The sequence below is a fragment of the Parafilimonas sp. genome, from assembly GCF_051953455.1.
In the GTDB taxonomy this organism is placed as follows: Bacteria; Bacteroidota; Bacteroidia; order Chitinophagales; family Chitinophagaceae; genus Parafilimonas.
The window spans coordinates 1-26,284 of sequence record NZ_JBQCIT010000059.1; the positions used below are offsets into that span (position 1 = coordinate 1).

Sequence of the window (26,284 nt, forward strand, 5' to 3'; positions counted from 1 at the left end):
AGCCGGTGCCAAAGTACAGGCATATGATCCGGTTGCCATGAAAGAGGCAGAGCATTTGTTACATGGCAAAGCTTCCTTAAAGAAAGACGAAACAGCCGCAGCTGAAAATGCAGATGCGATTATTCTGGTAACGGAATGGCCCGAATTCCGCCTGCCGGATTGGGATTCAATTATAAAGAAAATGAAAGGCAGGGTTATGTTTGACGGCCGTAATATTTACAACAACGAAGAAATGAAAAGGCTCGGCTTTATTTATCATGGAATTGGAAGGGAGACTAAGGATTAGGCCACTCAAAATTTCTTGGTTCGGCGTAGTCTACTTGACTGCGCCGGCCTATTATCAAATCTTTAATTTGAATTTTTCCTGCCTAACAATTTCACCCAAACATAATCATCCATTATCCTGTTATTTTTGATAACTGCTTTGCGGCGGATATTTTCAAGATAAAAACCATTCTTATGCAACACCCGCATGGATGCTTTATTAAATTCAAACACTTCGGCAAACACACGCACAACGTCAAATTCTTTTTCAATATAATTAAGCAGAATGCGCACCGCCCGGCCGGCAATGCCTTTATTCCAGAACGGTTCGCCAACAAAATAGCCTATTTCCATGCTTTTGCGATGTATATCTGTTTGAGGTGTACAGCCAATGCTGCCCGCAAGCCTTTCATTATAAATAATAGCAAAGTTCAGTTGAGGCTTTTGCCGCCTGCAATGTGATATCCATGCCTCAGCATCTTTAAGTTTGTAAGGATGCGGCAGGCTATCCCTTACATTATTCCAGATATGCCTGTTGTTGGCGATTAATGTTAGTGGTGAAATATCTTCTTTTTTCCAGGGGCGCAAGTAAATTTCAGAATTCATCAGTTTTGCCGGCTTGTATGAATGGAACTAATTCAACAAAGCATTGTTTAATAAATGCAGCGCTATATCTTTCAAATGCACTGGCACATATATTTCTATATCGCCAAAGGCAAGATAACTGCTGTCCTGCCTGTTTAAAATTACGGCACGAATATCATTTTCTTCAAGCTTGCCTTTAATAATATTTGCTTCAAGATAATTTCTGGTACTATATAATTTAAACCAGCCCTGCATATTTTTTATGCAATATTCATCATTAAAAGAAAGAACAGGTCAAGAATAACTAAAAATAAAATAATAAGGCTTAATCTATTCTGTGACTTCCTCGTTTTAATAAGCCTTTCACCACGTGTTGTATAAATACTGTATTTACTGAAATAAAACCAGTCGGCCAGGCTGTTAAACTGCGATTTGGCTAAAAAAGAATAGGTTTTAATAATGATGAAAAATCCAATAATTGCAGAGGTTATGTAGAAAATAGTATAATAGGCGTTCATATAAGCGGTTACATTTTTTTCAATTAAACGCAAAGCTATCTATTAGCAGGATATACAGTACTAAAGTTTTGAAAAACATTCTTTTAATATTTTAAATACGGAGGGAGCGTTCAGTTATTCAATGCCCAAATCCTTCTGTATCTGTTCCAGTGCCCTTCCTTTTGTTTCGGGCACTTTGGTTAAAACCCATATAAGCTGCAGCACCATCATACAGGAGAAGAAAGCAAAGATGGGCCACGGGTTATCTTTAAAAATCCCTTTTTTATCATCAATAAAAATTGGCGATATTAATGTGATAACGGCAGCACAAACCCAATGGGTACCTGCCCCGAAAGACTGGCCCATGGCACGGATCCTGTTAGGGAAAATCTCTGAAATAAAAACCCATATCACCGCGCCTTGTCCTATTGCATGTGAGGCAATAAACATGGCTAAAAATGTAACCAGCAAGCCCGCACTTAAGTGGTTATAAAAACACCAGGCAACGGCCGCTAAACTTATAATATACCCGATTGACCCGATTAATAATAAAGTCTTTCTTCCAATGCGGTCAATAAAATATAAACCTACAAAAGTGAATACAAGGTTAGCTCCGCCAATTGTAATGGAGCTTTTTAAAGAATCGTTTGCAGCCAGGCCTGCGCTTTCCAAAATGCGCGGCGCATAATATAAAATGAAATTGATACCTGAAAACTGGTTAAAGAAAGCAATAAAAAAGGCAAGGCTTAAAACAGTTACATGCTTTTTGCTGATAAACGGAGCTTTCTTACCGCCGCCATCTTCATGCTGAACGGCATTTTTAATTTGTTCAATTTCTTCATTTGTATTGCCCACGCCCAGCTTTGATAATATTTTCCGGGCTTCATCGTCCCTTCCTTTTGTAACCAGCCAGCGCGGACTTTCCGGAATACCTATCACCAGAATAGAATAAATAAGTGATGGAACTGCCATAACACCAAGCATCCAGCGCCAGTCATTGCTTCCGCCCACACCCTTTAAAAGATAGTTTGAAATGTAGGCGATTAATATGGCAAACACAATATTGAACTGGTACATCGCAACCAATCTTCCTCTTGATGAGGCTGTTGAAATTTCTGAAACATAAGTGGGTGCTGCCACAGATGATGCGCCAATGCCAATGCCGCCAATAAAGCGGAAGAAAGAAAAGGTATATGGATCTGGCGCCAATGCGGAGCCAACAGATGATACAGTAAACAGAACCCCAATCCATATCAATACTTTTTTCCTTCCGAATTTTTGCGTGGGAATGCCACCGCCCAATGCACCCAAAACCGTTCCCCACAAAGCCATCGACATAATAAAAAACCCATGTTGCCAGGGCGTTAAATGCCAAAGCTCCTGTATAGGCTTATCAGCGCCGGATATAACCACTGTATCAAACCCAAAAATAAAACCCGCTAATGCCGCGACTAAAGAAATACCAAATAAACTTTTTCCTTTTGCTGAGATACCAGGCGTATCAATATTGGCTTGCATAAAACTTAATTAATGGCTGTAAGCAATATGGTTTGTAAAAGTGCTTTGCCAAAATACAATGTTATTCGCAGCCGGAAATATTTTTTCAGTAATAAACAAAATAAAAAACCCGGCCTGGAAAAGCCGGGACATATTTAAATGAGAAAATTGCCTATGTAAAAAAAAATTAATTGTAACAATAATTACCAAGCCATACATGCGGGTCAAGAGAAGTCGTGTTTTTTATTGTTGATGGAAACACGCTATATAATAATTGTATAAAAGAAAAGCCAGGCCGTATCTGCCACAGGTAAAGCTTTGGGTTTTCTCCCGCTTCAAATACTTCCGGTAAAATCTCGCAGATCAAACCATTGGCACAAATTTCTTCCATCTGCTCCTGCGCTGACATATTTGTTGAAGGTTGTATTTCCTTATTGCACCATTCCCGCTGGGCAAAAGAATTATTGGTAACCAGCAGGATTTCCTTTTGAGTAGCATTTGTTTTCATCTTCATTCTGTTTATCACTGATTAATCTTCATGCTTAAAACGGTTAAATTTATAAACTGGTTGTACCAGCCATGTAAAATTTAATTGTGTTATTAATTAGACGCCGATTTATGTAAAAGGATACATCATTCATAAAAAAATTGCGTTAAAAAACAAGAGCTTGTTTGCTAAAGTTTTGTATGTTTGAAAACTAAATTTCTTAGCTTTGCAATCTTTAAATAATACTACAAAATGAAAAACGATAAAGAGAAAGACCTTAGTTCAGATAAACTAAAAGCACTTAAGCTAACCATTGAAAAAATTGATAAAGACTTCGGCAAAGGCAGTGTGATGATGATGAATGAACGCGGGGAGCAACAAATGGAGGTTATTTCAACCGGATCCATTGGATTAGACATTGCGCTTGGCGTTGGCGGCCTTCCACGCGGCCGTGTAGTTGAAATTTATGGCCCTGAATCGAGCGGTAAAACTACCATTGCCACGCATGTAATTGCACAGGCTCAAAAGAAAGGTGGTATTTGCGCCATCATAGATGCGGAACATGCATTTGATAGCGCCTATGCACAGAAACTCGGTGTTGATATTGACAATCTTTTGATCTCCCAACCCGATTATGGCGAACAGGGCTTAGAAATTGCAGACCGCTTAATTCTTTCAGGCGCATTGGATGTGGTGGTAATTGACTCTGTGGCAGCACTTGTACCTAAAGGCGAACTGGAAGGCGAAATGGGCGATAGCAAAATGGGTTTGCAGGCAAGGTTAATGAGCCAGGCTTTGCGTAAGCTTACTGCTACCATCAGCAAAACCAATACAGTGTGCATTTTTATTAACCAGTTACGCGAAAAAATAGGCGTGATGTTTGGCAACCCAGAAACAACCACCGGCGGTAATGCTTTAAAATTTTATTGCTCTGTGAGGTTAGATATACGCCGCACTTCCCAGATTAAAGATGGCGATGAAGCTATTGGCAACCGCGTAAAAGTAAAGGTGGTTAAAAATAAAGTTGCGCCGCCATTCCGCAGTGCGGAGTTTGATATCATTTTTGGCGAAGGCATCAGCAAGGTTGGGGAAATTATAGATATGGGTGTAGAGATGAATATCATTCAAAAAAGTGGAAGCTGGTTTAGTTATGACGGTAATAAACTTGGCCAGGGCCGTGATGCAGTAAAAAACCTGCTTTCTGATAATGAAGGCCTGGCTAACGAAATTGAAGGAAAAATAAGAGCGAGACTTATAGAAATGCAAACCGGCGTCGTTGAATAAAAGTAATAAATCTTTTTTGCGAAAACGCTGCAGATAAACTGTGGCGTTTTTTATAGCAGTGTGTTGCTAATAATAATATCCGGCATTAAAATAATGCGGATTGTACGCAGTTAATAACTATATAGATATGCAAAAAATTATTGCTGCAACATTAATTCAACCTCCAGTAAAGCCTGCAGCTTAACTACAGAATCTTCTTTGCCGCAGAGATCGGCGAGCGTCATTTTATTTAATACCTGGTCAACCGTAAACTGGATTATTTTCCAGAGAGAACGGGCAGAGCAATCAACAGAATTGGTACAGAGATTTAAAGCGCCGATATGAGTTGCGCAGAATTTATCATCAAACAAAGCGCCGCCCAAAGTTTTCAAAACTTCATTGATATTTATTTCTGATGTGGGTCTTGAAAGCACATAACCACCTTTTTGCCCGGGCGTGCTTTTTAAAAAACCGCCCAGCCTCAATTGCCTTGTAAGCTTGGCAACATAATGCGGTGTTAAGCCCTCCGCTTCACTTATCTGAGGAATACTTAAACCATTTTCATCGCCGCATCTTGCAATGCGAATGAGAATACGAATGCCATATTCTTCCTGTGCGGTTATTTTCATTTTGTTAAGTTAATTTGTTGACTAAGTTGATTAGATGAAATGTTACTTATCAACTAATCAACCCATTCAACTTATGAATTATTGCTGTTGCTGTTCCAGCGAAAGCGGGTCAACATCATACGTTGCAATAAAATACTGTCTTAATGCTTCAACGGAAGCATCATCATTTTCTTTTGTACAAACCTTATTGTATTCCTGCATTAATGCATCAGCTATATCGCCGGCAGCACTTCTTTCAATCTGGTAACGGTGTAAAATGAATACCAGTTCACCATCTTTAAACAAGGAAATAATTGGCGAGCTAGGTGTGATGCCCGGCAAATATTTTGAGCGGAACAATGCAACCGCATCTTTTTCCATACCTGCAAAAAGCGTAAGCCTTTCATCAGGAACCACCTTGCCAAATAATGACAGCAAAGCGCCCGGCCTTGCCACTCTTGCGCCGCAACCGCAAACAGAATTTAATACAACCATTTTTACCTTACCATCGTTTACGTTCAAAGCTTTATCTACTTCTTCTGCAGTAAGCAATTGTGTAAACCCATTATCTGTAAGTTCTTTACGAAATGGTGCGGCTATTTGTTCAGGATATGAAGGACCATTATTGCCCATCAAACTATCTACGCTTATCTGTGCCATGTTTTATTAATTAAAAATTTATATTAAGAATTAGAATTTTTTTTTGGTCACCATCTGCAGTAATTCTACGCATCGTTCCTTGCGTCGCAACACTTGTACTGCATCTTTTCATGTCATCTTTAGCTTCATGGTGAATAACCTCATCAATTGAAACAGCAATATTTATTATATCTTCAAATAACTCCCTTAGCGCCGGGGTTTCTGCTTTTACATGAAACCCAACTCTAATTGTGCAGCTTCACTCATCATACTTTTATCCCATGGCGGCGTCCATGTTACGGAAACATGCACATCATTCACGCCTTCAATCTCTCTTAACTTCTGATCCACTTCAACCGGAATTGTTTGCGCCGCCGGGCAACTTGGTGCCGTTAACGTCATTGTTATCTGCACGTTGTTGATGGGCAATATGTCAACGTTATAGATCAAACCCAAATCATAAATGTTCACCGGAATTTCGGGATCATAAATGCTTTGTAATTTCTCTATTACTTTTTCTTTTAGTTCTTCTTCGTTCATCATCTTATCTTAACTATCGGCCTGGCGCTTAAAAAGCATCCGACCAGTTATAAGTGCGCTTTTGCTTTATAAGTTAAAGCATCTCTTTTCATTCTTTCAACCATCGATAAAAAACCGTTGCTTCTTCTTTGCGTTATAAAACTGTTTAATTGAACCCGGGACATGAAATCATTTAAATCAAATTTTATTACTTCATCAAAACTGTGATTTGATAAGATTCTGATAAGAATGCTTATTAAACCTTTAGTGATATCAGAATCGCTATCTGCGTCAAAAAATATTTTATCACCCTCTGCATGACTAACTAACCAAACCTGGCTTTGACAACCTTTGATTTTATTTTCATCAACTTTATATTTTTCATCTAAAGGATTAAGTTTATCTCCCAAATCCATTAAATAAAAATTCTTATCATTTGCTGATTCAAACAAAGAAAAGTCCTCAATAATTTCCTGTTCTATGTCTTCAATGTTTGCTACTCCACTCATCTTTTTCTTTTTAGAATTTTTTCAAGTGATGAAACTAGTTCATCAACTTCTTCCTTCGTATTATACATAGCAAAAGAAGCGCGGATTGTTCCCGGAATTCCAAATCGATTCATCAATGGTTGACAGCAATGATGACCAGTTCTAACAGCTATTCCAAAACCATCTAACAATAAACCAATATCGTACGCTGACCAACCATCTACTATAAACGAGACAACACTTGTTTTATATTTAGCCGTTCCAATCAAACGTACGCCATCAAGTTTACTCAACTTATCCATCGCATATTTTGTAAGCATTTCTTCATGTGCACGAATATTGTCTTTGCCCACTTCATTTACAAAATCAAGCGCTGCTTTAAAGGCAACAGTATCTGCAATGTTTGGTGTACCTGCTTCAAACTTGTATGGCAGTTCATTGTACGTAGTTTTATCAAACGTTACTTCTTTAATCATTTCACCACCGCCCATATATGGCGGCATTTCTTCCAGTAGTTCTTTCTTACCATACAATACTCCAACGCCGGTTGGGCCATATACTTTATGGCTGGATATAACAAAAAAATCACAATCCATATCCTGCACATCAATATTTAAATGAACAGAAGATTGTGCGCCATCTACCAATACAACAATATTATGCTGATGTGCTATATCAATAATTTCTTTTACAGGGTTAATTGTTCCAAGCGAGTTTGATGCGTGAACAATAGAAACGATTTTTGTTTTTGGCGTGATGAGGGTTGAAAACTCATCCATCATCAATTCACCATTATCATCAACCGGAATTACTTTCAGCTTTGCTTTCTTTTCCAGACACAACATTTGCCAGGGAACAATATTGGAATGATGTTCCATGCCTGAAATAATTATCTCATCACCTTCTTTAATATTTTGTCTTCCCCATGTTGATGCCACTAAGTTGATGCCCTCCGTTACGCCACGCGTGAAGATTATTTCTTCACGATAACGTGCATTGATAAATTCTTTAACTGTATCACGTGTTGCTTCAAACGCAGCCGTTGCCTCTTCTGCCAAAGAATGTATTCCGCGATGAATATTTGCATTGTATTGCTGATAATAATTTACCAGCGCATCAATAACCACCTGCGGTTTTTGTGCCGTTGCAGCATTATCAAAATACACCAAATTTTTTCCCTTTACTTTTCTTTCAAGCACAGGAAATTGCTTGCGTATTGCAGCAACATCAAACTTTTTTATATCAACATCTTCAGAAATCATAAACTCTTAAATTATAATCGCTGCGTCATTTGGACGATAGGAGAAATCTCTCAAATTTTTTACAACTTCAAATTCATGAGCTGTCTCGTTGCCTCTACATGACGATTAAATTCTAAATTCAAAACTTATTTAAAGAACTTCAATATCTAACCTTTCATCTATCTTCTTTTCCAGATAATTCTTCAACACTTCAATCTTCACCTGTTCCAAAATATCTGCGGCAAATGCATGTAATAATAAAGCCTTTGCTTTCTTCTCGCCGATACCTCTTGCACGCAAATAGAACAATGCATCTTCATCTAATTGGCCAATCGTACAACCATGCGAACACTTTACATCATCTGCAAAAATTTCAAGTTGTGGTTTTGTATTTACAGATGCTGAATCACTCATCAATACATTTTTATTTGATTGATAAGCGTTCGTTTTTTGCGCATCTTGCCTAACAAAAATCTTCCCGTTAAAAACGCCGGTCGAATTACCATCCATGATGCCTTTATAAAACTCATTGCTGAAACAATTGGGCTTTATGTTATCGACAATACTATGATTATCGACATGCGTTTTCCCATCAACCATATACAAACCATACAAATGACCTTCATTGTTTGGCGCTTCCAAAATCATGTTGATGTTATTGCGAATCGTTCCGCCATTCAACGTAACCGTTACACAATGCGTAAAACATTTGCCAACCTGTTGCACATGCGTGGTGCCCACATGATGACAATTTTCATTTTCATCCTGTACTTTATAATATTCAAGCCTTGCATTTTCATGCACAGCTATTTCAATCACTTCATTTGTAAAACTTTCATGCAAGCCATTATTCTTATACAACTCAACTAACTGCACCTGCGCATTTTCTTCTATCACAAATAAACTCCTTGGCTGCACAAAAACATTATCGTTTTCAGTATCTGTTAAATGATAAATAAAGATGGGTTGCTCAACTGCCTTATTCTTTTTTACCAGCACAAATAAACCATTTGCAGTAAACGCCGCATTCAAAGCATTCATACCATCTTTCATGTATTTGCTGCTTTGATTTAAATGTTGTTGCACATAATTTTTATACTCACTTTCTGCAGCCTCATGCAAATTCAAAACAGCCAATGCATCGTTTGCAAAAGTTGAGATCTCTTTTACAAAAACACCATTTACAAAAAATAATTCAGCAGCAGATGCAGTTTGCAACCGCACATTGTTCAACGTTTCTTTTGTTGGAACAACAGCCGTTGTATGCACTGCAAAATTCTTGTTCGTTAAACCTGTGAGTCTCGTGTATTTCCATTCTTCGTTGCGCGAAGTTGGTATGCCCGATTTATTAAATAATTCAAACGCTTTTGCACGCAAAGAACCAAGCAAACCATTACCTGCCGCTGCATTCAATTCGTTGTATTTATCCTGTATCGTTTCTGTTAAACTCATATTCCCTCACCCTCTATCCCTCTCCATAAATGTAGAGGGAGGCCGGGCTTTTGTTTTTTAATTTATATTATGTAGTGACACTTCAACATTTGTTTTTCAATCAGCTTGATAACTGCTTTCAGCATTTGAATGATTATTATGTAACCAGCTTTTGTATTTCAATTAAACTTCGTTGCGTCGCACACTTCCACTGATGTACTTTAATCAACATTTCAACGTATCAACCAATCAACTTCTTCAAATAACTTCCACCTGTGCGGATTGGGGCTAAACTTCTTCAGCAACTGTTTGCTTAATGAAATCATAACCTTTTTCTTCAAGCTCTAACGCCAATTCTTTACCACCGGATTTTACAATACGGCCTTTATATAATACGTGCACAAAATCCGGAACGATATAATCCAGCAAACGCTGGTAGTGCGTTATCAATAAAACAGCATTATCTTTTGTCTTTAATGTGTTCACACCATCGGCAACAATGCGTAATGCATCAATATCAAGTCCGCTGTCTGTTTCATCTAAAATCGCAAGCTTTGGTTCAAGCATTGCCATTTGAAATATCTCGTTCCGCTTCTTTTCACCGCCGCTAAACCCTTCATTTAAAGAACGGCTTAAAAGCGATTGATCAATCTTCACCAGCTTCATTCTTTCTTTCATCAGCTTCAAAAAAGAAACCGCATCTAAAGCTTCCTGTCCGCGATGTTTGCGGGCTTCGTTCACGGCTGTTTTAATAAAGTTTGTTGTGCTTACACCCGGAATTTCAATTGGGTATTGAAACGCCAAAAACAAACCTTCTCTTGCTCTTTCTTCAGGCGACATTTCTAATAAATCAACGCCATCAAATTCAACAGAACCATCGGTTACTTCATAATCGCTTCTGCCTGCCAACACAGATGCCAAAGTGCTTTTCCCGGAACCATTCGGTCCCATAATCGCATGCACTTCGCCAGCATTGATGTGCAGATCAATTCCGTTTAAAATTTTCTTGTCTTCTATTTGTGCGTGTAAGTTGTTAATCGTTAACATAGTAGCCTATCCCTAAATCCCTTTCCTAAAGGAAAGAGACTTTAGAGCGTTTAATTTTTATAGTTTATAATTTTATACATGTTCTTAAATAACTCCCTTTAGGGCTGGGGCTATCCAACCGAGCCTTCCAAACTAATCGCCAGTAGTTTTTGCGCTTCAACCGCAAACTCCATTGGCAACTGGTTCATGACTTCTTTTGCAAAACCATTTATAATTAATGCAACGGCGGTTTCTGTATCAATGCCACGCTGGTTGCAATAGAAAATCTGGTCTTCGCCAATCTTGCTTGTTGTGGCTTCGTGCTCAACAATCGAAGTGCTGTTTTTCGTTTCGATGTAAGGGAAAGTATGTGCACCGCATTTATCGCCCAACAACAAAGAATCGCATTGAGAGAAATTACGGGCATTATGCGCATTTTTTCCCACCTGCACCAGCCCACGGTAACTGTTCTGGCTTCTGCCGGCAGAAATACCTTTGGAAACAATACGGCTGCGGGTATTTTTTCCCACATGCATCATTTTTGTTCCTGTATCAGCCTGCTGAAAATTATTGGTAACAGCTACAGAATAAAATTCACCTGTTGAATTATCGCCCTTTAAAATAACGCTTGGATATTTCCAGGTGATGGCTGAGCCGGTTTCAACCTGCGTCCAGGAAATTTTTGCATTCGCACCACAAATACCACGTTTAGTAACGAAGTTATAGATGCCGCCTTTACCTTCTTTATCGCCGGGATACCAGTTTTGAACCGTTGAATATTTTATTTCACCTCCATCCAAAGCAATGAGTTCAACAACGGCTGCGTGTAATTGGTTTTCATCGCGCATTGGCGCTGTGCAACCTTCCAAATAACTTACATAAGCGCCTTCATCGGCTATTAACAATGTTCTTTCAAACTGGCCGGTATTTTCAGCATTGATGCGGAAATAAGTTGATAATTCCATTGGGCAGCGAACGCCTTTCGGAATGTAACAAAAAGAGCCATCGGTAAACACGGCAGAATTCAGCGCAGCAAAATAATTATCTGTCATCGGAACAACAGAGCCGAGATATTTTTTAACCAGTTCAGGATGATCGTGAATGGCTTCTGTTATCGAACAGAAAATAATTCCTTGTTCGGCAAGCTGTTCTTTAAAAGTGGTAGCAATAGAAACGCTGTCAATCACCGCATCAACTGCAACCCCGGAAAGGCGTTTTTGTTCCGTTAAGGAAATGCCGAGTTTCTCAAAAGTTTTGCGGAGCTCGGGGTCAACTTCATCCAGGCTTTTTGGCTTTGCCTTTTGCTTTGGCGCCGAATAATATTTAATTGCCTGGTAATCAATTTTTGGATAAGAAATATTTGCCCAGGCCGGCTCTTTATCCTCAATGCTTTTCCAATAACGGAAAGCCTTTAAACGCCATTCGAGCATCCATTCAGGCTCTTCCTTTTTTGCTGAAATAAAACGGATAATATCTTCATTCAAACCGAGCGGGGCTTCATCTGCCTCGATATTTGTAACAAAACCATATTTGTAATCACTGAGAGCGGTTTGCTCTAATGTTGCTATCATTTCGCTCATGCTGCAAAAGTACAAATGAATTTGTACAAAAAAGTATAAATTAAATTCATGTTGCTATAAAGCGTGTCAGTCACCCAAAAAATTCTTTAATTCGAAAGCATTATGTATGGCAGCCATAGTTGCAGTATTATTAAAAAAGATGTAAGCCGTTTTGCTGATTGCTTTCTTTTTAAGTTCCATCGCAAAATCCATTATTTCCTTTTGAGAGTATTGAGAGAAATATAATTTTGAAAAGCCATGAAAGCGATAGTACAAAATAGAGGTATTAGCCATTATCTCATCCGGCAAATTTTGGATACTAATGCCACAGAAACTGACATTGTAATTTGAAAACACGTTAATTACATGCTGGTTCCACCAGCCGGCTTCCCGGAATTCAACAATGTTAATGAATGAAGTATTTATATTTTGCGTAATGCGTTGCAAAAATTCCTCATTATAAGCAATTCTAGCCGGAAACTGGAAAAGCACCGGGCCAAGCTTCTCTTTTAATCCTTCTTGTATTGTACTATAAAAATCATCCAGAAATTGCTTGCAGTCATTCAACTGTTTATAGTGTGTAATTAATCTTGGCGCTTTAACTGAAAACTTGAAATCAGCCGGGCTTTTGTCATACCATTTTCGCAGCATTTCCACTGTAGGAAAACGATAGAATGTAGTGTTTAGCTCAAGGGTATTGAACCGCGTGCAATAATATTCAAACCATTTGCTCTGCGGAAGGCCTTTGGGATAAAAAGCTTCTTTCCAGTCTTTATTATAAAATCCTGAACAACCAATATAATACTGCATAACAAAGTCATTCAAAAACAACTCCATTTTAAAGATAACTTTAGGGTAACCTGCCATCAACAGGTTGTATATAATATTGCATTACAGAGATGGCAAATATTTTGATGGGTTAGGGTTATTACTAACCTGTTAAACTAAATAAGATGGCTAAATATGGAAAAAAAGCCCAAAGCAAAGTAAAACGTGCAATGGACGAAATGAAAGAAGGCAAACTGAAAAGTGGCCGGAGCGGTAAAAAAGTTACAAGCCGGAAGCAGGCAATTGCAATAGGTTTATCCGAAGCCAGAAAGGAAGGCGGTAAGGTTCCGAAGAAGGCTGCAAAGAAGAGCGCGAAAAAATCAGCGCCTAAAAAGGCAGCAAAAAAATCGGCTCCTAAAAAGGCCTCAAAAAAGGCTGCTCCCAAAAAGACAGCTAAGAAATCGGCAAAAAAATCAGTAAAGAAGAGCTCTAAATAAAATTATTAAATAAATTGCCAGCGGTTTAACTTCTTGGATTGCTGCTTAAAACAATCCTTTTAAAGGTCACAATGTGCTGTGGCCTTTACTTTTTTTATAGCTGTCAACCACTCAAAAAAACCAATGTTTCCGTTACGAAAAACCATTCTACAAAATAAAAACCGGTACAAAGCACCGGTTTTTAAACATATTTTGACAAGGATGGATGGGTTAATATTATCGCTTTTTAATAAGCTTTTGCAAATAACACCCTTTGTTTGGAAGGTTTTCCCGTTAGCACACAAACGCCTTCTTCCTGTTTGGCATCAAAAGGTATACAGCGTATGGTGGCTTTTGTAAGCTCCTTTATTTTTTCTTCCGTTTCGCCGGTGCCATCCCAATGTGCACTTACAAAACCGGTTTTATTTTCGAGCACATCAACAAATTCATCCCAGGTATTCACTTCGGTAATGTGATCGTCAAGATGTTTCTTTGCCTTATTGTAAATATTGCTTTGAATATCAGTGAGCAGGAAAACAATCTCGCCCATTATATTGTCGAGGCTTATTGTTTTCTTTTCCTTGGTATCCCTTCTTGCTACTTCTGCAGTATTGTTTTCCAGGTCTTTTGGGCCAATAGCAATACGCACGGGCACGCCTTTCATTTCGTATTCCGCAAATTTCCAGCCCGGCCTTGCATTATCTGAATCATCATACTTAACTCTTATACCTAACTGCTTAAGGCTTGCTGTAATTTCATTTACCTTATGAGCGATAGCAGACCTTTGCTCATCATTTTTATAAATAGGTACAATTACCACCTGGTGCGGTGCAATTTTTGGAGGAAGAATAAGCCCGTCATCGTCGCTGTGCGCCATTACCAATGCACCTATAAGCCTTGTGCTTACGCCCCAGCTTGTGGCCCAAACATATTCGAGTTTATTATTCTTGTCGCTGAATTTTACATCGAAAGCTTTAGCAAAATTCTGCCCGAGAAAATGCGATGTGCCGGCCTGTAAGGCTTTGCCATCCTGCATCAGCGCTTCAATACATAATGTGTCTTCGGCTCCCGCAAAACGTTCATTGGGCGTTTTGGAACCTTTGATTACGGGTACGGCCATGAAGTTTTCCACAAAATCGGCATAAACATCCAGCATTTGCCTGGCTTCCAATAAAGCTTCTTCTTTTGTGGCATGAGCGGTATGCCCTTCCTGCCACAGAAATTCTGCAGTGCGTAAAAACAGGCGGGTACGCATTTCCCAGCGCACTACGTTTGCCCACTGGTTAATTAAAATAGGCAGGTCGCGATAGCTTTGAATCCAGTTTTTATAAGTATTCCAGATAATGGCTTCACTTGTGGGGCGAACAATTAATTCTTCTTCCAGTTTTGCTTCTTCATCCACGATCAGCTTACCCTTTTTTTCCGGATCTGATTTTAACCTGTAATGTGTTACTACGGCGCATTCCTTGGCAAAACCTTCAGCATTTTGTTCTTCGGCTTCAAACAAACTTTTGGGCACAAACAATGGGAAGTAGGCATTAACATGGCCTGTATCTTTAAACATTTTATCAAGTGCATCCCGCATGTTTTCCCAGAGTGCATACCCGTAAGGTTTTATAATCATACAACCCCTTACTGCACTGTAATCTGCCAATTCGCTTTTTAAAATAAGATCATTATACCATTGGGAATAATCTTCATTTCTCGCTGTTATTGCTTTGCCCATACCGTTTGTAAAAAAGACAAGTTAATTTAAATGATAAACGCGGCAAATGTAATAACTTAGCATACAAACATGTGAGAATGAAAAATAATTTAGTTTGCCTGCTGTGTGTGATAACCATATTTTTTAGTTGTTCTCCTGCATATAAGGCTTCTCAAACGCCTGACGACGTTTATTATTCTCCCGCTAAAAAGATAGAAGCGCAGGACAGGTATGAAGCTTATAATGACAGGCAGGATACATATGCTTCTGCCGATGAAGACGATTATTACCTGCGCATGAAAGCAAGAAACTATACCCGGTGGAGCGGCCTGGATGATTATAGCTACTGGTATGACAGCCGTTATTTTTATAATAACTGGTATAGCCCGTACACTTCTTATATGTCATTGAGCCTTGGTTATGGATTAGGCTGGGGCGGTTATGGTTATTATCCTTATTATGGCTACAGTTCCTGGTACAATCCGTGGAGCTCATGGTATAGCCCTTATTATACGGTGGTGTATTATAAAAATCCTGATGTTTACTATAAGCCGCTTCGTAATAATGCGAACTTTTCCGGCTACAAAAACAGGAATTATAATAACTATAATATGCCTATGCAAAATGGCAACCGCAACAGATCGTATAATAACAGTAACCTGAATACAAACAACAGGAGGAGCAACGATACATACAATTCAAACCAGTATAATAATTCGAATAGAAATAACAATTCGACGCCAACACGCACGTTTAATAACAACAGCAGTTCTAATTCAGGTGGTGGTGCAAGAACCAGTGGCGGTGGTTCCCGTACACGTCCATAAAAATGAATTTCAGAAATCAATAATCCTCATCCATAAAAATCATTTCGATTGTTTATGCGGAAAGTTTTGCTTTTAACAATAGGCGCATTTATATATAATTACAGCTTTTCACAACTTGTAGATGATGTAACCAAAAATGCATGGTTTGTTCCTTATGGTACCGCCCGCAGTGTTTCTGTTGGAGGTGCCATTGGCGCTTTGGGCGGCGACATTACCTCTACCTCCGTTAACCCCGCCGGTCTTGGTTTTTATAAAACAAGCGAGTTTGTGATTTCTCCGTCATTTTTAATGAACAACAATAAAGCCGACTACCGGGGTTCTGTATTGGATAATATTAAGAAGTCGACATTTCAGTTAGGAACTACAGGCGTTGTTTTTGGTGGGAAGATGAACAGGCCCGGCCGCTCGTCTGCATTTTCCATTTCAATAAACCAACTGGCGAGCTATAACAATAAAGTTTCTTACAGCGGATTGAATGATTACAGCTCTTATTCTGAGCAATACCTCGAACAGCTTGTGGCAGATAATGCCAATATTCAGTCAGCATCCAATGACTATCCTTTTGGTTCATCATTGGCTTTTTTTACTTATTTGATTGATAGTATTTCCGGCCCATCCGGCAGCCTTGAAGGTTACAGAAGCCTTGTGCCCGTTGATAATGGAAATAGTGTGCAGCAGCAATATGACGAAACAACCGGTGGCGGCATATACGAAATTTCCTTTGGTTTTGCCAGCAACAACAACGATAAATTAATGCTTGGGGCCAGCCTGAATGTTCCGCTGTCATTCTACACACAGGATATTACCTATACAGAAACAGATCCTACCAATAATACAAACAACGATTTCGCTTATTCAACTTTTACACAAAACCATAGTTTGAACGGCATAGGTGTGAATGCACGGTTTGGCCTTATTTACCGCCCGGAACAATCTTTAAGGCTGGGTTTAGCAATACATACGCCTTCTTTTATGAGCTATACTGATAAGTTAAAAGCTGCAATTACAACAGATACCGAAGGTTACGCCGGTGTACAAACATCCAAGAGCAGCGATTTTTCTAATGCAGTAGATCAAACACGTTACAATGAAATAACTCCTTATAAAATAGTAGCAAGCGCCGCTTATGTTTTTAAAGAAGTGGAGAATGTAAAATTGCAGAAGGGATTTATTACTGCAGATGTAGAATATGTAAATCACCGGGGCTCAAGGTTTCTTCAGCAGGCTGATGACAATGGTTATTATAATGATGCAACTGATGATTACTACCGCTCTTTGAACGATGTAATCAAATCCTATTATAAAGGCGCTCTAAATTTCAGGCTTGGCGGTGAAATTAAATTTTCACCTTATGCTATTCGCCTGGGTGCAGCCTACTACGGAAGTCCTTATGATGATAAACAGCTAAAGGCAAACCGCATTATGGCAGCAGGCGGTTTAGGTTACCGCAATCACGGTTTTTTTATTGATCTTACCATAGCAGAAACCTTTAATAAAGATGTGAATTTTCCTTACCGCTTAAGTGATAAGGCCAATACATTTGCCGAATTAAAAAATCAACGGCTTAACGTATTGCTTACAGCCGGTTTTAAATTTTAAAGCAGCACATAATTTATTTAAAAAGGATTGAACGTAAAACGTTCAATCCTTTTTTTATTCTGCAACAGTGGCAGTGTATAGCTAAAACTTTCTAATGCATTGCAGGCGGCTGGTAGTCTGGCACAACGTTACTAACCGGCTTAATGGTTTTCAGATAAGCAAAAATGGCTTTTAGTTCATCATCCGTCATATTATTAATACCTGCAAAAGGCATAGGTGGCATAAGCGGCCTTGAACCTTCAATACCTTTAAAAATACCTTTGCGGAGACAGGCAATAAATTGCTCCTCTGTCCAGTTTCCAATACCGGTGGAATCGGGCGTAAGATTAGCTGCATAAGAGTGGCCCCAAGGGCCGTGCCATGCCGTAAGATCATAAGTAGCGGCCATGCCTTTTGCCACCTGGCCGGGCAAAAGCTGCGGAACGGGGCCTTGAGCAAAATGGCCTGCCAGCATAACGCTTGTATCATCCACAGGGCCTTTATCTGTCATTTTTTTCGAGGTATGGCAATCGTTGCAGCCGGAAATGGCTACGAGATGGTGCCCCCACTCTGCCTGGCTTTTATAGCCGCCATTTAAATCAGTTAAAGTATTATCGGCAGCAGGCGTAGTTTTAGTAGATGTGGTGCACTTGTAAGAAAGCAGCCCCGCAAAACATGCCATAACAATGAGCGCAGTTTGTTTTTTCATTTTGTTTGTTTTGATATAATGAGTAGGTTAACAGTAGTTCCTTATTAATTCAAGTACGAAAGTAGCCTTGTTTTAACAGGGCGAAGCACGTTAGCATTTGTATTGCAAATTTAAATGTATGAATTGATAATATCGATAACTGAATTGTAATAATGCCCGCCAAATAAAATTAAATGCACCAAAAGCGGGTAAAGCTGGCAAAGATTAATGCGTTCTTTCCAGCCGGGCTGCAAAGGAAAAACTTCATGATAATAATTATAAAAGTTACTGCTGAAACCACCAAACAACAGGCTCATGGCAATATCCATTTCCCGGTTGCCATAATAAACAGCGGGATCAAAAATTACAGGTTCGCCTTTATTACCCGCCATAAAATTCCCGCTCCATAAATCGCCATGAATTAAAGCAGGCGGTTCAACGGGAAAGATTTCTGCAAAGCGGCTGCATAGTTTTTCAGCTTTTGCCAGATCATTTTTACTACACTTATTTTGGCTGAAAGCAAGCTGCATCAATGGCAAAATGCGTTGCGAAGCATAAAATCCACTCCAGGTTTCACAGTATGTATTGGATTGATGAAGAGAGCCGATATAATTATTTTCAGCTAAACCAAACAATTCATCGGAATGTTTGTGAAGGCCTGCCAGTTGCTGCGCGAATGTTTGCCAAAAAGTTTTTGAAGCGCTGCCTTTCTCTATAAACTCCGTTACAAGGAAAATTTTATTATCAATTTTTCCATTAAGAATGGGCTCCGGAATTTTAATGGTTTTGGTTTTATGCAGGAGCCGCAATCCATTAAACTCTTTCTCAAACATATCATTCAGCTTGCCGTTGTTCAACTTTAAAAAGAAGGGGCCAATATTGGTTTGCAGCCTGTAAGTTTGGTTAATGTCGCCGCCAAAAACCTGCTGCTGCTGCATAACATTAACCGTTTGCCCAAAGTATACGGTAAGTGCCTGCTCTATTTGTGCGGAAAATGAAGACATAAAAAAACCTGCCGGGCTTTAAAACCGCGACAGGTTAAATATAAAAGTTTAATGCTTATCTGTTCAATGCCTTCCGGCGCTCATCTGCTTTATACTTCCTCAGTAGCCATCCTTTTCTGCTGGCGCTTTCTTTCCTCTTCGTCTAAAATTACTTTGCGCATGCGAATAAAATTCGGCGTTACTTCTATACACTCATCAAACTGGATATATTCCATGCACTCTTCTAAAGTCATCAATGTTTTAGGTGCAATATTCGTTGCCGCATCGCTACCGCTTGCACGCATATTAGTAAGCTTTTTACCTTCATTCGGATTGATTACCAAATCGCCGGGTTTATTATTTTCCCCTACAATCTGGCCCTTGTAAACTGCTTCGCCTGGATCAACAAAGAAAAATCCGCGATCCTGTAATTTATCCAGCGAGTAGGCGGTGGTTGTGCCGGCATCCTTAGAAATTAATACGCCATTGTTCCTTCCGGGAATGGCACCTTTCCAGGCTTTGTATTCACTAAAACGGTGTGCCATTACAGCTTCGCCTGCGGTGGCGGTAAGCATTTGCGTACGCAAACCTATCAACCCGCGGGAAGGGATTTCAAATTCCAGGTGCTGCATTTCGCCCTTGGTTTCCATTACATGCATTTCGCCTTTGCGGCGGGTAACCAGGTCAATAACCTTACTGGCATATTCCTGCGGCACATCCACTACCAGTGTTTCGTAAGGCTCCATTTTCTTGCCGTCAATTTCTTTAATAATTACTTTGGGCTGACCCACTGTTAATTCATAACCTTCACGGCGCATGGTTTCAATTAAAATACCCAGGTGCAAAATACCGCGGCCATATACCAGAAAGGCATCACCGCTATCTGTATCTTCCACACGCAGGGCCAGGTTTTTTTCCGTTTCTTTAAAAAGCCTGTCGCGTATATGACGTGAAGTTACAAACTTGCCATCTTTACCATAAAAAGGAGAGTTATTAATGCCGAACATCATGTTCATGGTAGGCTCATCCACACTTATCACCGCTAAAGCTTCAGGGTTTTCAGCATCGGCAATGGTATCGCCAATATTAAAATCTTCCAAACCCACTACGGCGCAAAGATCGCCGGCCAGTACCTCTGTTACTTTCTTTTTGCCCATGCCTTCAAACACGTATAATTCTCTTACACGGGCCCTTTTAACCGTGCCATCTGCCTGCATTAAAGCAATCGGCTGGTTTTCTTTTATGCTGCCGCGGGTAACTTTTCCTATAGCTATCCTGCCGAGAAAAGAAGAATAGTCAAGTGAAGTTATCTGCAGCTGCAAAGGCCCTTCGCTTATCTTAGGCTCAGGCACATATTTTAGAATACCATCTAATAATGGCGTAATATCTTCAGAAGGCGTTAACGAATCGTTGAACCAGCCTTGTTTGCCGCTGCCATAATAGGTAGGGAAATTAAGCTGTTCTTCAGTGGCATCGAGGTTAAAGAATAATTCAAAAATAGCATCGTGCACTTCATCCGGACGGCAGTTAGGTTTGTCCACTTTATTTATTACCACTATCGGGTGAAGGTTTAGCTGCAAGGCTTTTTGCAGCACAAAACGCGTTTGCGGCATGGGGCCTTCAAAGGCATCTACCAGCAGGATAACGCCATCGGCCATTTTTAATACACGTTCCACTTCGCCACCAAAATCGGCGTGGCCCGGGGTATCAATCACATTTATCTTAACGTCTTTATAAGTAACAGCGGCATTTTTAGAAAAGATGGTAATGCCGCGTTCACGTTCCAGGTCGTTACTGTCCATGATCAGTTCGCCGGTTTCCTGGTTATCACGGAAAACCTTTGTTGCGCGGAGAATATTGTCAACGAGGGTGGTTTTACCGTGGTCAACGTGAGCGATTATCGCTATGTTCCTTATCTGCATTTTCAAAATTTGAGGCGCGAAGGTACGATAATCTGGTGGCGTGGCAAAAGGCTATTTGTTACCGTATTGTTGTTTATACAAAGCATGCTGAACGACAAACCTGCACCTGTCGCAATGCTGTTTATACCTTGCATGATGAAGTTTGCTGGAATTTAAAGGATTAAAACGGACAGAATCTTTGAAAAAACGGGTAAAACATTGAATAAAACGGACTGAATATGCAGAAAAACGGACAAAACATTGAAATAAACGGACAATTTACCCGCATAAACGGGTGAATTAATCGATAAAACGAGTAAAAGAAGCAGGAAAATGAATAAAACAATGCGTTTTATGAACAGAATAATCGAAAAAATGAACTGAATAACCGAAAAAATGAACAGATTATTCAAAAAAATGAACAAAATAGCCAGATAAATGAATTAAACAACCGGAAAAATGAACAGAAAATTGGCATGAATGCATAAAAAACTGCCAAAAATGAACAGAATAACCGGAAAAATGGAAAAAACAAAGCGCTGAATAAACAGTTTTCTTTCCCCAATATCATCAACTGCCTCTCAAATACAAAAATCGCTGCTGTGGCTGAACACAATAGCGGTTTTTATATAAAGAACTTAAGATAAATCAGCCTTTGCGCGTTGGTTTTGCCTGCTGTTGCTCCATTTCTTTCCAAAATTTCACTATATCTTCTGCATGTTGCTTATTGCGTGGTTTTAAATACACTTTCTGAATAACACCTTTTTCATCAATTACAAAAGTTGTGCGGTGCAGGCCCATAAATTTTCGTCCGTACAATTGCTTTTCGCCCCACACACCATAGGTATTGATTATTTTATGCGCAGGATCGGCAATTAAAGTAAACGGCAGGCTAAACTTCTGTTCAAATTTCTTATGGCTTTCACTGTCATTGGGGCTTACGCCAACCACTTCAAATCCTTCCTTCTTAAGCAAGGCATAGTTATCTCTTAAATTGCATGCCTGCACGGTGCAAGTGGGCGTATCGTCTTCAGGATAAAAATATAACACCAGTTTTTTGCCTTTATAATCTGCAAGAGAAACGGTATTACCGTTTTGATCTTTGCCTTTAAATGCCGGGGCTTTCATACCGGCGGCTAATGTTATCATGTTTACTATTGTTTTGTAAAATTATAGGTTTCTACCGAGGCATTGCCGGCCACATCCATGGCGGTTATGGTTAAAGTGTGGCTTCCGGCGGGGCAATGTTCATCGAATGTATAAGTAAAATAGTCACTTTTCCTGGCAAACATGAGCCAGGTGCCATCTTCAAGCGTTGCGCTAAAGCTGGCAATGCGGCTAACATCGTCGGTACACTTTACGGTTAATGTTTTCTGGCTGATAAAGGTAGAACCATCCTTCCAGGAGATGGGTGTAATTACGGGCGGCACTTCATCCAGCAATAATCTTACATTGCCTAACTCATCAAAGGTGCTGAGCATCCAGTTTCCCTGCCATAAACCCTTTTTTACGCTAACGGATGAGCCGCTTTTCAATTCCATCACCACTTTATTTTTCTGATTGGCGTTAAGGCCGGGCGCTTTGATCATTACATTATAATCGTTATGCACGGGAATGGTGTAATCACCGATATGAATGGTGGGCGACACCTGCCTTGCATAAGTGGCACTGGTTTCATAAACACTTAAAGGCAGCGGATCGTAAAAAGCATTCGCATCAAAATGAATACTGGCGTTGTTTGTCTTAATATTATTCACACTATTGGTATCGCAAACAATGGCGTCGGCCGGAATAGTGTAATCTTTCTGCAAAGCCTCGTCATACTTCAGTGAAAAGCTGATGGTGGTGGTGTTTTTCTTTTCATCGCTTAAAACAATTCTTATTTTATGGGTTTGATTATCGTTTAATGTGATCGTTCCATTACCGTCAAGGGGTGTAAATATGCTAAGTTTATTGCCGGGCAGCCGCGAAAGGTATTGAATGCCCTGTTTGTTCACCACCCATCGCTTATAATCCATGCTGGCATTTACATAACGGCTGGCGGGATACAGGAAATCGTTTGTTTTAAATTCAAACTGCAAGGCATCATCCACATATAAGGCGGCATGGTACACGCCAAATTTAAAAGAAGAGGCATTGTTCATGTCCTGCATTCTTACACCAAGTGAAACAATGGGCGAACCCACTCTTACAACGGGCGTGGTGGAGGTATAAATGCCATTCTTCTTAATAATGGAAAGCGATTGGGGTGAAACGGTGTAAGCGCTGTACCTTCTGTCGTACCAGTAAAGACCATACACGATAGGCGCAATATGATCGGTTAAAGGCATTCCAAACAATAGGGGATTATAATTATTACCGGTTTCGGTATCGCGAATTTCAAAATGCAGATGCGGCCCCTGCGACCCGCCGGTATTGCCACTGTTGGCAATAAACTGGCCCTTGGTAACCGGGAATAAATTAGCGGGGAGTTCAAAATCCTGTTCCCAGCTCTGGTCTTTATATTGCTTGTCTTTTAAATACTTTTCAAGTGCAGGATAAAACGAATTTAAATGCGCATACAAAGTGGTATAGCCGTTTGGGTGCGTTATATAAATAGCATGGCCGTAACCATACTTTTCAATCTTTACACGGCTTATATAACCATCTGCAGCCGCATGCACGGGCAGGTTTTCGCGGGCCTGTGTGCGAATGTCAAGGCCCATGTGGAAATGATCAGTGCGTAATTCCCCAAAATTGGCGGCCAGTTGCATGGGAATATTCAGGGGGTTCCTGAAATAGCCCTGCGGATAATTATCTTGAGCGTTAATAAAACAGGTTATTAAGAAAAGCAGTGTTAATGTAAGGATGAAATGTTTCATTGTAATGCGGTCAAAAGTAATACCTGTGTTTTTAAAGTTTAGTTAGATTTTATTTCGTACTTATACAAATACTTTTGCACGATAATTATGGAAGATTATTTACACCAGGTTTGGATGGGCAATACAGTGCAACTGTATGCTATAGTGTTAGCGCAGATAATTGTTGTGTGGATATTATTCAGGCTGCTGCGGAGGTTTATTATAGCTGCTTTAAAAAAGTTTGCGGCCCGCACGCAATCGCAGGTGGATGATGCGATAGTGGAAGCTGCGGAAAAATTTATTATACCATTTATTTTTCTTATGATTAATTATGGTATAGTTCAGCAGCTAAAACTTTCTGTAAGGGTTGATCATGTTTTAAAAGTTGCAGTTGCCGTAATAACAGCCTATTATTTTGTGCGGTTTATTAATCATGCCATGCAATTATCGGTAAACCTGTATATGCACAGCAAGAATGAGCCGCCGGAACGCATTAAACAGGTTACGGGTATTCTTTCCATATTTAAAGCTGTCGTATGGCTTGCCGGTATTGTAATGCTGATAGATAACCTGGGTTATAATATCACCACGCTTATCACCGGCCTGGGTATTGGCGGCATTGCTATTGCTTTAGCGGCCCAAAATATTCTAACGGATCTCTTCAGCTATTTTGTAATATTTTTTGATAAGCCGTTCAACATTGGCGATGCCATTTCTGTAAACAATGCTGCGGGCACCGTGGAGCGCATAGGCATTAAAACATCTCATGTGCGCAGCCTTACCGGCGAACAACTGGTTATACCTAATGCCGATTTGGTGAAATCAACTATTAAAAATTTTAAGCGCCAGCAGCGCCGCGGTATCATTTTCAAAATGAATGTGCGCTATGATACGCCTGCCGAAAAACTGGATGCAATCCCGCAATTGGTTGAACAGATAATAAAGGCGCAGCCAGATATAACTTTCGATAGATGCCATCTTGTGGCTTTTGTCGATTATAGCCTCACATTTGAAACCCTGTATTTTGTTGAATCTGCAGATTATAGATTATATCTCGACAGGCAGCAGCAAATTTTCCGTGAAATATTGAAAGCATTTTCAGACAAGGGAATTGAATTTGCTTTCCCCGGCCAAACATTTATTTTACAACAGCCGCCAGCAGTGGCTGAAAAGAAATAACCCGTTTTTAAAAATTCTGATTTTTTCTTTTCATGGCTGATTAATACTTTCACGCACGTTAAAAACATTCACCCATAATTTAAAGCTATATGGAAAGTAACAGCAATTCGAAACAAAGCTCCCGCAGAAATTTTATTAAAAACGCCTCGCTTGCAACCGCCGGTTTTTATATTGTACCACGCCATGTTTTGGGCAAAGGATATACCGCCCCCAGCGATAAGCTTGTCGTCGCGGGTATTGGTGCAGGTGGTAAAGGAGAGAGTGATATTAAAAATTTCTTCGACAGTGGTAAAGCTGAAATTGCTGTGTTATGCGATGTGGACGACAGGCAGGCTGCCAAAACAAGAAGCCGTTTTCCAAAAGCCAAATATTACAAGGATTTTAGGGAAATGCTGGATAAGGAGCATAAAAGTATTGATGCCTGTTCTGTTTCTATACCCGATCATAACCACGCCGTTGCTGCTATGGCTGCCATGCAGCTGGGTAAGCATGTGTATGTGCAAAAGCCATTAACGCATGATATTTACGAGGCAAGAATGCTTACAGAAGCAGCCAGGAAATATAAAGTGGTAACCCAAATGGGCAACCAGGGTGCCAGTGGCGATGGCGTGCGCCAGTTAATTGACTGGTACAAAGCAGGCATAATTGGAGACGTAACGGAAGTGTATTGTTATACAGACAGGCCTGTGTGGCCGCAAGGCATTGCGTGGCCAACGGAAAAGCCAACTGTTCCCAAAGAACTTAACTGGGATTTATGGCTCGGCACTGCACCTTATAAAGATTATGTAGATCATCTTGTTCCTTTTAACTGGCGCGGCTGGTGGGATTATGGCACCGGCGCCCTGGGCGATATGGCCTGCCATATTATGCAGCCTGCTTTTGCGGTTTTGGGCCTGGATTATCCCGTTGGCGCAGAATGCAGTGTTTCTACAAGGTATGTTGAAAACTGGGAGCAGGCATATTTCCCCGACAGTGGCCCGGTATCTTCACACATCATTCTCACATTTAAGCAGCCGGGCGGTAAACCGGATTTAAGATTGCATTGGATGGATGGCGGCATTCAGCCACAACGCCCGCTGGAATTGCAACCGAATGAAGTGATGGGAGATGGCGGCAACGGTATTATCTTTTATGGAACAAAGGGTAAAATGATGGCAGGTACTTACGGCATTAACCCGCAATTATTACCTACTTCCAAAACAAAGGAAACAACAGTGCCGCAAACAATAGCCCGG

At 40.0% G+C, this 26,284-nt stretch carries 27 protein-coding genes; 7 read left to right on the forward strand and 20 right to left on the reverse strand.

The genetic code is table 11. The annotated features are described in order from the left end of the window. Positions 1–286 (forward strand): UDP binding domain-containing protein (locus ACTHN6_RS20900; RefSeq protein WP_440437725.1); only part of this gene is annotated, 286 nt, incomplete at its 5' end. Positions 287–348: 62 nt separating this feature from the next. Here the strand turns inward: ACTHN6_RS20900 and ACTHN6_RS20905 are convergent. From ACTHN6_RS20905 to ACTHN6_RS20925, 5 genes are all read right to left on the reverse strand, one after another. Next, a complete protein-coding gene (locus tag ACTHN6_RS20905) occupies positions 349–870 on the reverse strand; it encodes a GNAT family N-acetyltransferase (protein WP_440437726.1) in 522 nt (173 codons plus the stop codon). Between the two features lie 27 nt (positions 871–897). Then, a complete protein-coding gene (locus ACTHN6_RS20910) occupies positions 898–1,104 on the reverse strand; it encodes a putative signal transducing protein (RefSeq protein ID WP_440437727.1) in 207 nt (68 codons plus the stop codon). A gap of 5 nt (positions 1,105–1,109) precedes the next feature. Beyond that, the gene (locus ACTHN6_RS20915; protein ID WP_440437728.1) at positions 1,110–1,367 is read right to left on the reverse strand and encodes a hypothetical protein; all 258 of its coding nucleotides are present in this window, start codon (positions 1,365–1,367) and stop codon (positions 1,110–1,112) included. 114 nt (positions 1,368–1,481) lie between these two features. Beyond that, positions 1,482–2,864 carry a sugar porter family MFS transporter gene (locus ACTHN6_RS20920; RefSeq protein WP_440437729.1) on the reverse strand — a complete coding sequence of 461 codons (1,383 nt, stop codon included), beginning with the start codon at positions 2,862–2,864 and terminating at the stop codon, positions 1,482–1,484. Between the two features lie 166 nt (positions 2,865–3,030). Further along, positions 3,031–3,351: a hypothetical protein gene (locus tag ACTHN6_RS20925; protein WP_440437730.1), complete on the reverse strand. Its 321-nt coding sequence runs from the start codon at positions 3,349–3,351 to the stop codon at positions 3,031–3,033. A gap of 231 nt (positions 3,352–3,582) precedes the next feature. Here ACTHN6_RS20925 and recA point away from each other — a divergent pair, with 231 nt between their 5' ends. Next, positions 3,583–4,614 carry a recombinase RecA gene (gene recA, locus ACTHN6_RS20930; protein WP_440437731.1) on the forward strand — a complete coding sequence of 344 codons (1,032 nt, stop codon included), beginning with the start codon at positions 3,583–3,585 and terminating at the stop codon, positions 4,612–4,614. A 137-nt stretch (positions 4,615–4,751) separates the two neighbouring features. Here recA and ACTHN6_RS20935 read toward each other — a convergent pair whose 3' ends face one another. From ACTHN6_RS20935 to ACTHN6_RS20975, 9 genes are all read right to left on the reverse strand, one after another. Continuing rightward, complete coding sequence (locus ACTHN6_RS20935; RefSeq protein WP_440437732.1) at positions 4,752–5,222, reverse strand: RrF2 family transcriptional regulator; 471 nt, start codon at positions 5,220–5,222, stop codon at positions 4,752–4,754. A gap of 78 nt (positions 5,223–5,300) precedes the next feature. Then, the gene (locus ACTHN6_RS20940) at positions 5,301–5,861 is read right to left on the reverse strand and encodes a BrxA/BrxB family bacilliredoxin (RefSeq protein WP_440437733.1); all 561 of its coding nucleotides are present in this window, start codon (positions 5,859–5,861) and stop codon (positions 5,301–5,303) included. A gap of 207 nt (positions 5,862–6,068) precedes the next feature. Beyond that, positions 6,069–6,383: an SUF system Fe-S cluster assembly protein gene (locus ACTHN6_RS20945; RefSeq protein WP_440437734.1), complete on the reverse strand. Its 315-nt coding sequence runs from the start codon at positions 6,381–6,383 to the stop codon at positions 6,069–6,071. A gap of 44 nt (positions 6,384–6,427) precedes the next feature. Then, a complete protein-coding gene (locus ACTHN6_RS20950) occupies positions 6,428–6,868 on the reverse strand; it encodes a SufE family protein (protein WP_440437735.1) in 441 nt (146 codons plus the stop codon). Continuing rightward, a complete protein-coding gene (locus ACTHN6_RS20955) occupies positions 6,865–8,109 on the reverse strand; it encodes an aminotransferase class V-fold PLP-dependent enzyme (protein ID WP_440437736.1) in 1,245 nt (414 codons plus the stop codon). Before ACTHN6_RS20955 ends, ACTHN6_RS20950 begins: the two co-directional genes overlap by 4 nt. A 129-nt stretch (positions 8,110–8,238) precedes the next feature. Further along, positions 8,239–9,540: a Fe-S cluster assembly protein SufD gene (gene sufD, locus ACTHN6_RS20960; protein WP_440437737.1), complete on the reverse strand. Its 1,302-nt coding sequence runs from the start codon at positions 9,538–9,540 to the stop codon at positions 8,239–8,241. A gap of 267 nt (positions 9,541–9,807) precedes the next feature. After that, positions 9,808–10,566: a Fe-S cluster assembly ATPase SufC gene (gene sufC / locus ACTHN6_RS20965; protein ID WP_440437738.1), complete on the reverse strand. Its 759-nt coding sequence runs from the start codon at positions 10,564–10,566 to the stop codon at positions 9,808–9,810. Positions 10,567–10,676: 110 nt separating this feature from the next. After that, entirely contained in the window at positions 10,677–12,125 is a 1,449-nt protein-coding gene (gene sufB / locus ACTHN6_RS20970) for a Fe-S cluster assembly protein SufB (protein WP_440437739.1), read from the reverse strand. Between the two features lie 66 nt (positions 12,126–12,191). Beyond that, the gene (locus tag ACTHN6_RS20975) at positions 12,192–12,929 is read right to left on the reverse strand and encodes a DUF72 domain-containing protein (RefSeq protein ID WP_440437740.1); all 738 of its coding nucleotides are present in this window, start codon (positions 12,927–12,929) and stop codon (positions 12,192–12,194) included. Between the two features lie 128 nt (positions 12,930–13,057). On the opposite strand from ACTHN6_RS20975, the gene ACTHN6_RS20980 reads away from it, so the two are divergent. Continuing rightward, the gene (locus tag ACTHN6_RS20980; RefSeq protein WP_440437741.1) at positions 13,058–13,369 is read left to right on the forward strand and encodes a DUF6496 domain-containing protein; all 312 of its coding nucleotides are present in this window, start codon (positions 13,058–13,060) and stop codon (positions 13,367–13,369) included. A gap of 226 nt (positions 13,370–13,595) precedes the next feature. On the opposite strand, the gene proS is transcribed toward ACTHN6_RS20980, so the two are convergent. Then, positions 13,596–15,074, reverse strand: coding sequence for a proline--tRNA ligase (gene proS, locus ACTHN6_RS20985; protein WP_440437742.1), 1,479 nt, complete (start codon positions 15,072–15,074; stop codon positions 13,596–13,598). A 77-nt stretch (positions 15,075–15,151) separates the two neighbouring features. Here proS and ACTHN6_RS20990 point away from each other — a divergent pair, with 77 nt between their 5' ends. Then, positions 15,152–15,880 carry a hypothetical protein gene (locus ACTHN6_RS20990; RefSeq protein WP_440437743.1) on the forward strand — a complete coding sequence of 243 codons (729 nt, stop codon included), beginning with the start codon at positions 15,152–15,154 and terminating at the stop codon, positions 15,878–15,880. Between the two features lie 54 nt (positions 15,881–15,934). After that, the gene (locus tag ACTHN6_RS20995) at positions 15,935–17,479 is read left to right on the forward strand and encodes a hypothetical protein (protein ID WP_440437744.1); all 1,545 of its coding nucleotides are present in this window, start codon (positions 15,935–15,937) and stop codon (positions 17,477–17,479) included. Positions 17,480–17,570: 91 nt separating this feature from the next. Here the strand turns inward: ACTHN6_RS20995 and ACTHN6_RS21000 are convergent, their stop codons facing one another. The 5 genes from ACTHN6_RS21000 to ACTHN6_RS21020 form a co-directional block, all read right to left on the reverse strand. After that, positions 17,571–18,167 carry a diheme cytochrome c-553 gene (locus ACTHN6_RS21000; RefSeq protein WP_440437745.1) on the reverse strand — a complete coding sequence of 199 codons (597 nt, stop codon included), beginning with the start codon at positions 18,165–18,167 and terminating at the stop codon, positions 17,571–17,573. A 110-nt stretch (positions 18,168–18,277) separates the two neighbouring features. Further along, positions 18,278–19,150: a fructosamine kinase family protein gene (locus tag ACTHN6_RS21005; RefSeq protein ID WP_440437746.1), complete on the reverse strand. Its 873-nt coding sequence runs from the start codon at positions 19,148–19,150 to the stop codon at positions 18,278–18,280. A gap of 89 nt (positions 19,151–19,239) precedes the next feature. Continuing rightward, positions 19,240–21,051, reverse strand: coding sequence for a translational GTPase TypA (gene typA, locus ACTHN6_RS21010; protein ID WP_440437747.1), 1,812 nt, complete (start codon positions 21,049–21,051; stop codon positions 19,240–19,242). A 627-nt stretch (positions 21,052–21,678) separates the two neighbouring features. Further along, entirely contained in the window at positions 21,679–22,179 is a 501-nt protein-coding gene (bcp, locus tag ACTHN6_RS21015; protein WP_440437748.1) for a thioredoxin-dependent thiol peroxidase, read from the reverse strand. 5 nt (positions 22,180–22,184) lie between these two features. Beyond that, a complete protein-coding gene (locus ACTHN6_RS21020; protein ID WP_440437749.1) occupies positions 22,185–23,891 on the reverse strand; it encodes a peptidoglycan DD-metalloendopeptidase family protein in 1,707 nt (568 codons plus the stop codon). 87 nt (positions 23,892–23,978) lie between these two features. Between ACTHN6_RS21020 and ACTHN6_RS21025 the strand changes: the two genes are divergently transcribed. After that, positions 23,979–25,049, forward strand: coding sequence for a mechanosensitive ion channel family protein (locus ACTHN6_RS21025; protein ID WP_440437750.1), 1,071 nt, complete (start codon positions 23,979–23,981; stop codon positions 25,047–25,049). Positions 25,050–25,138: 89 nt separating this feature from the next. Beyond that, positions 25,139–26,284, forward strand: a 1,146-nt coding sequence (locus tag ACTHN6_RS21030; protein WP_440437751.1) for a Gfo/Idh/MocA family protein, incomplete at its 3' end; no start/stop codon positions are given.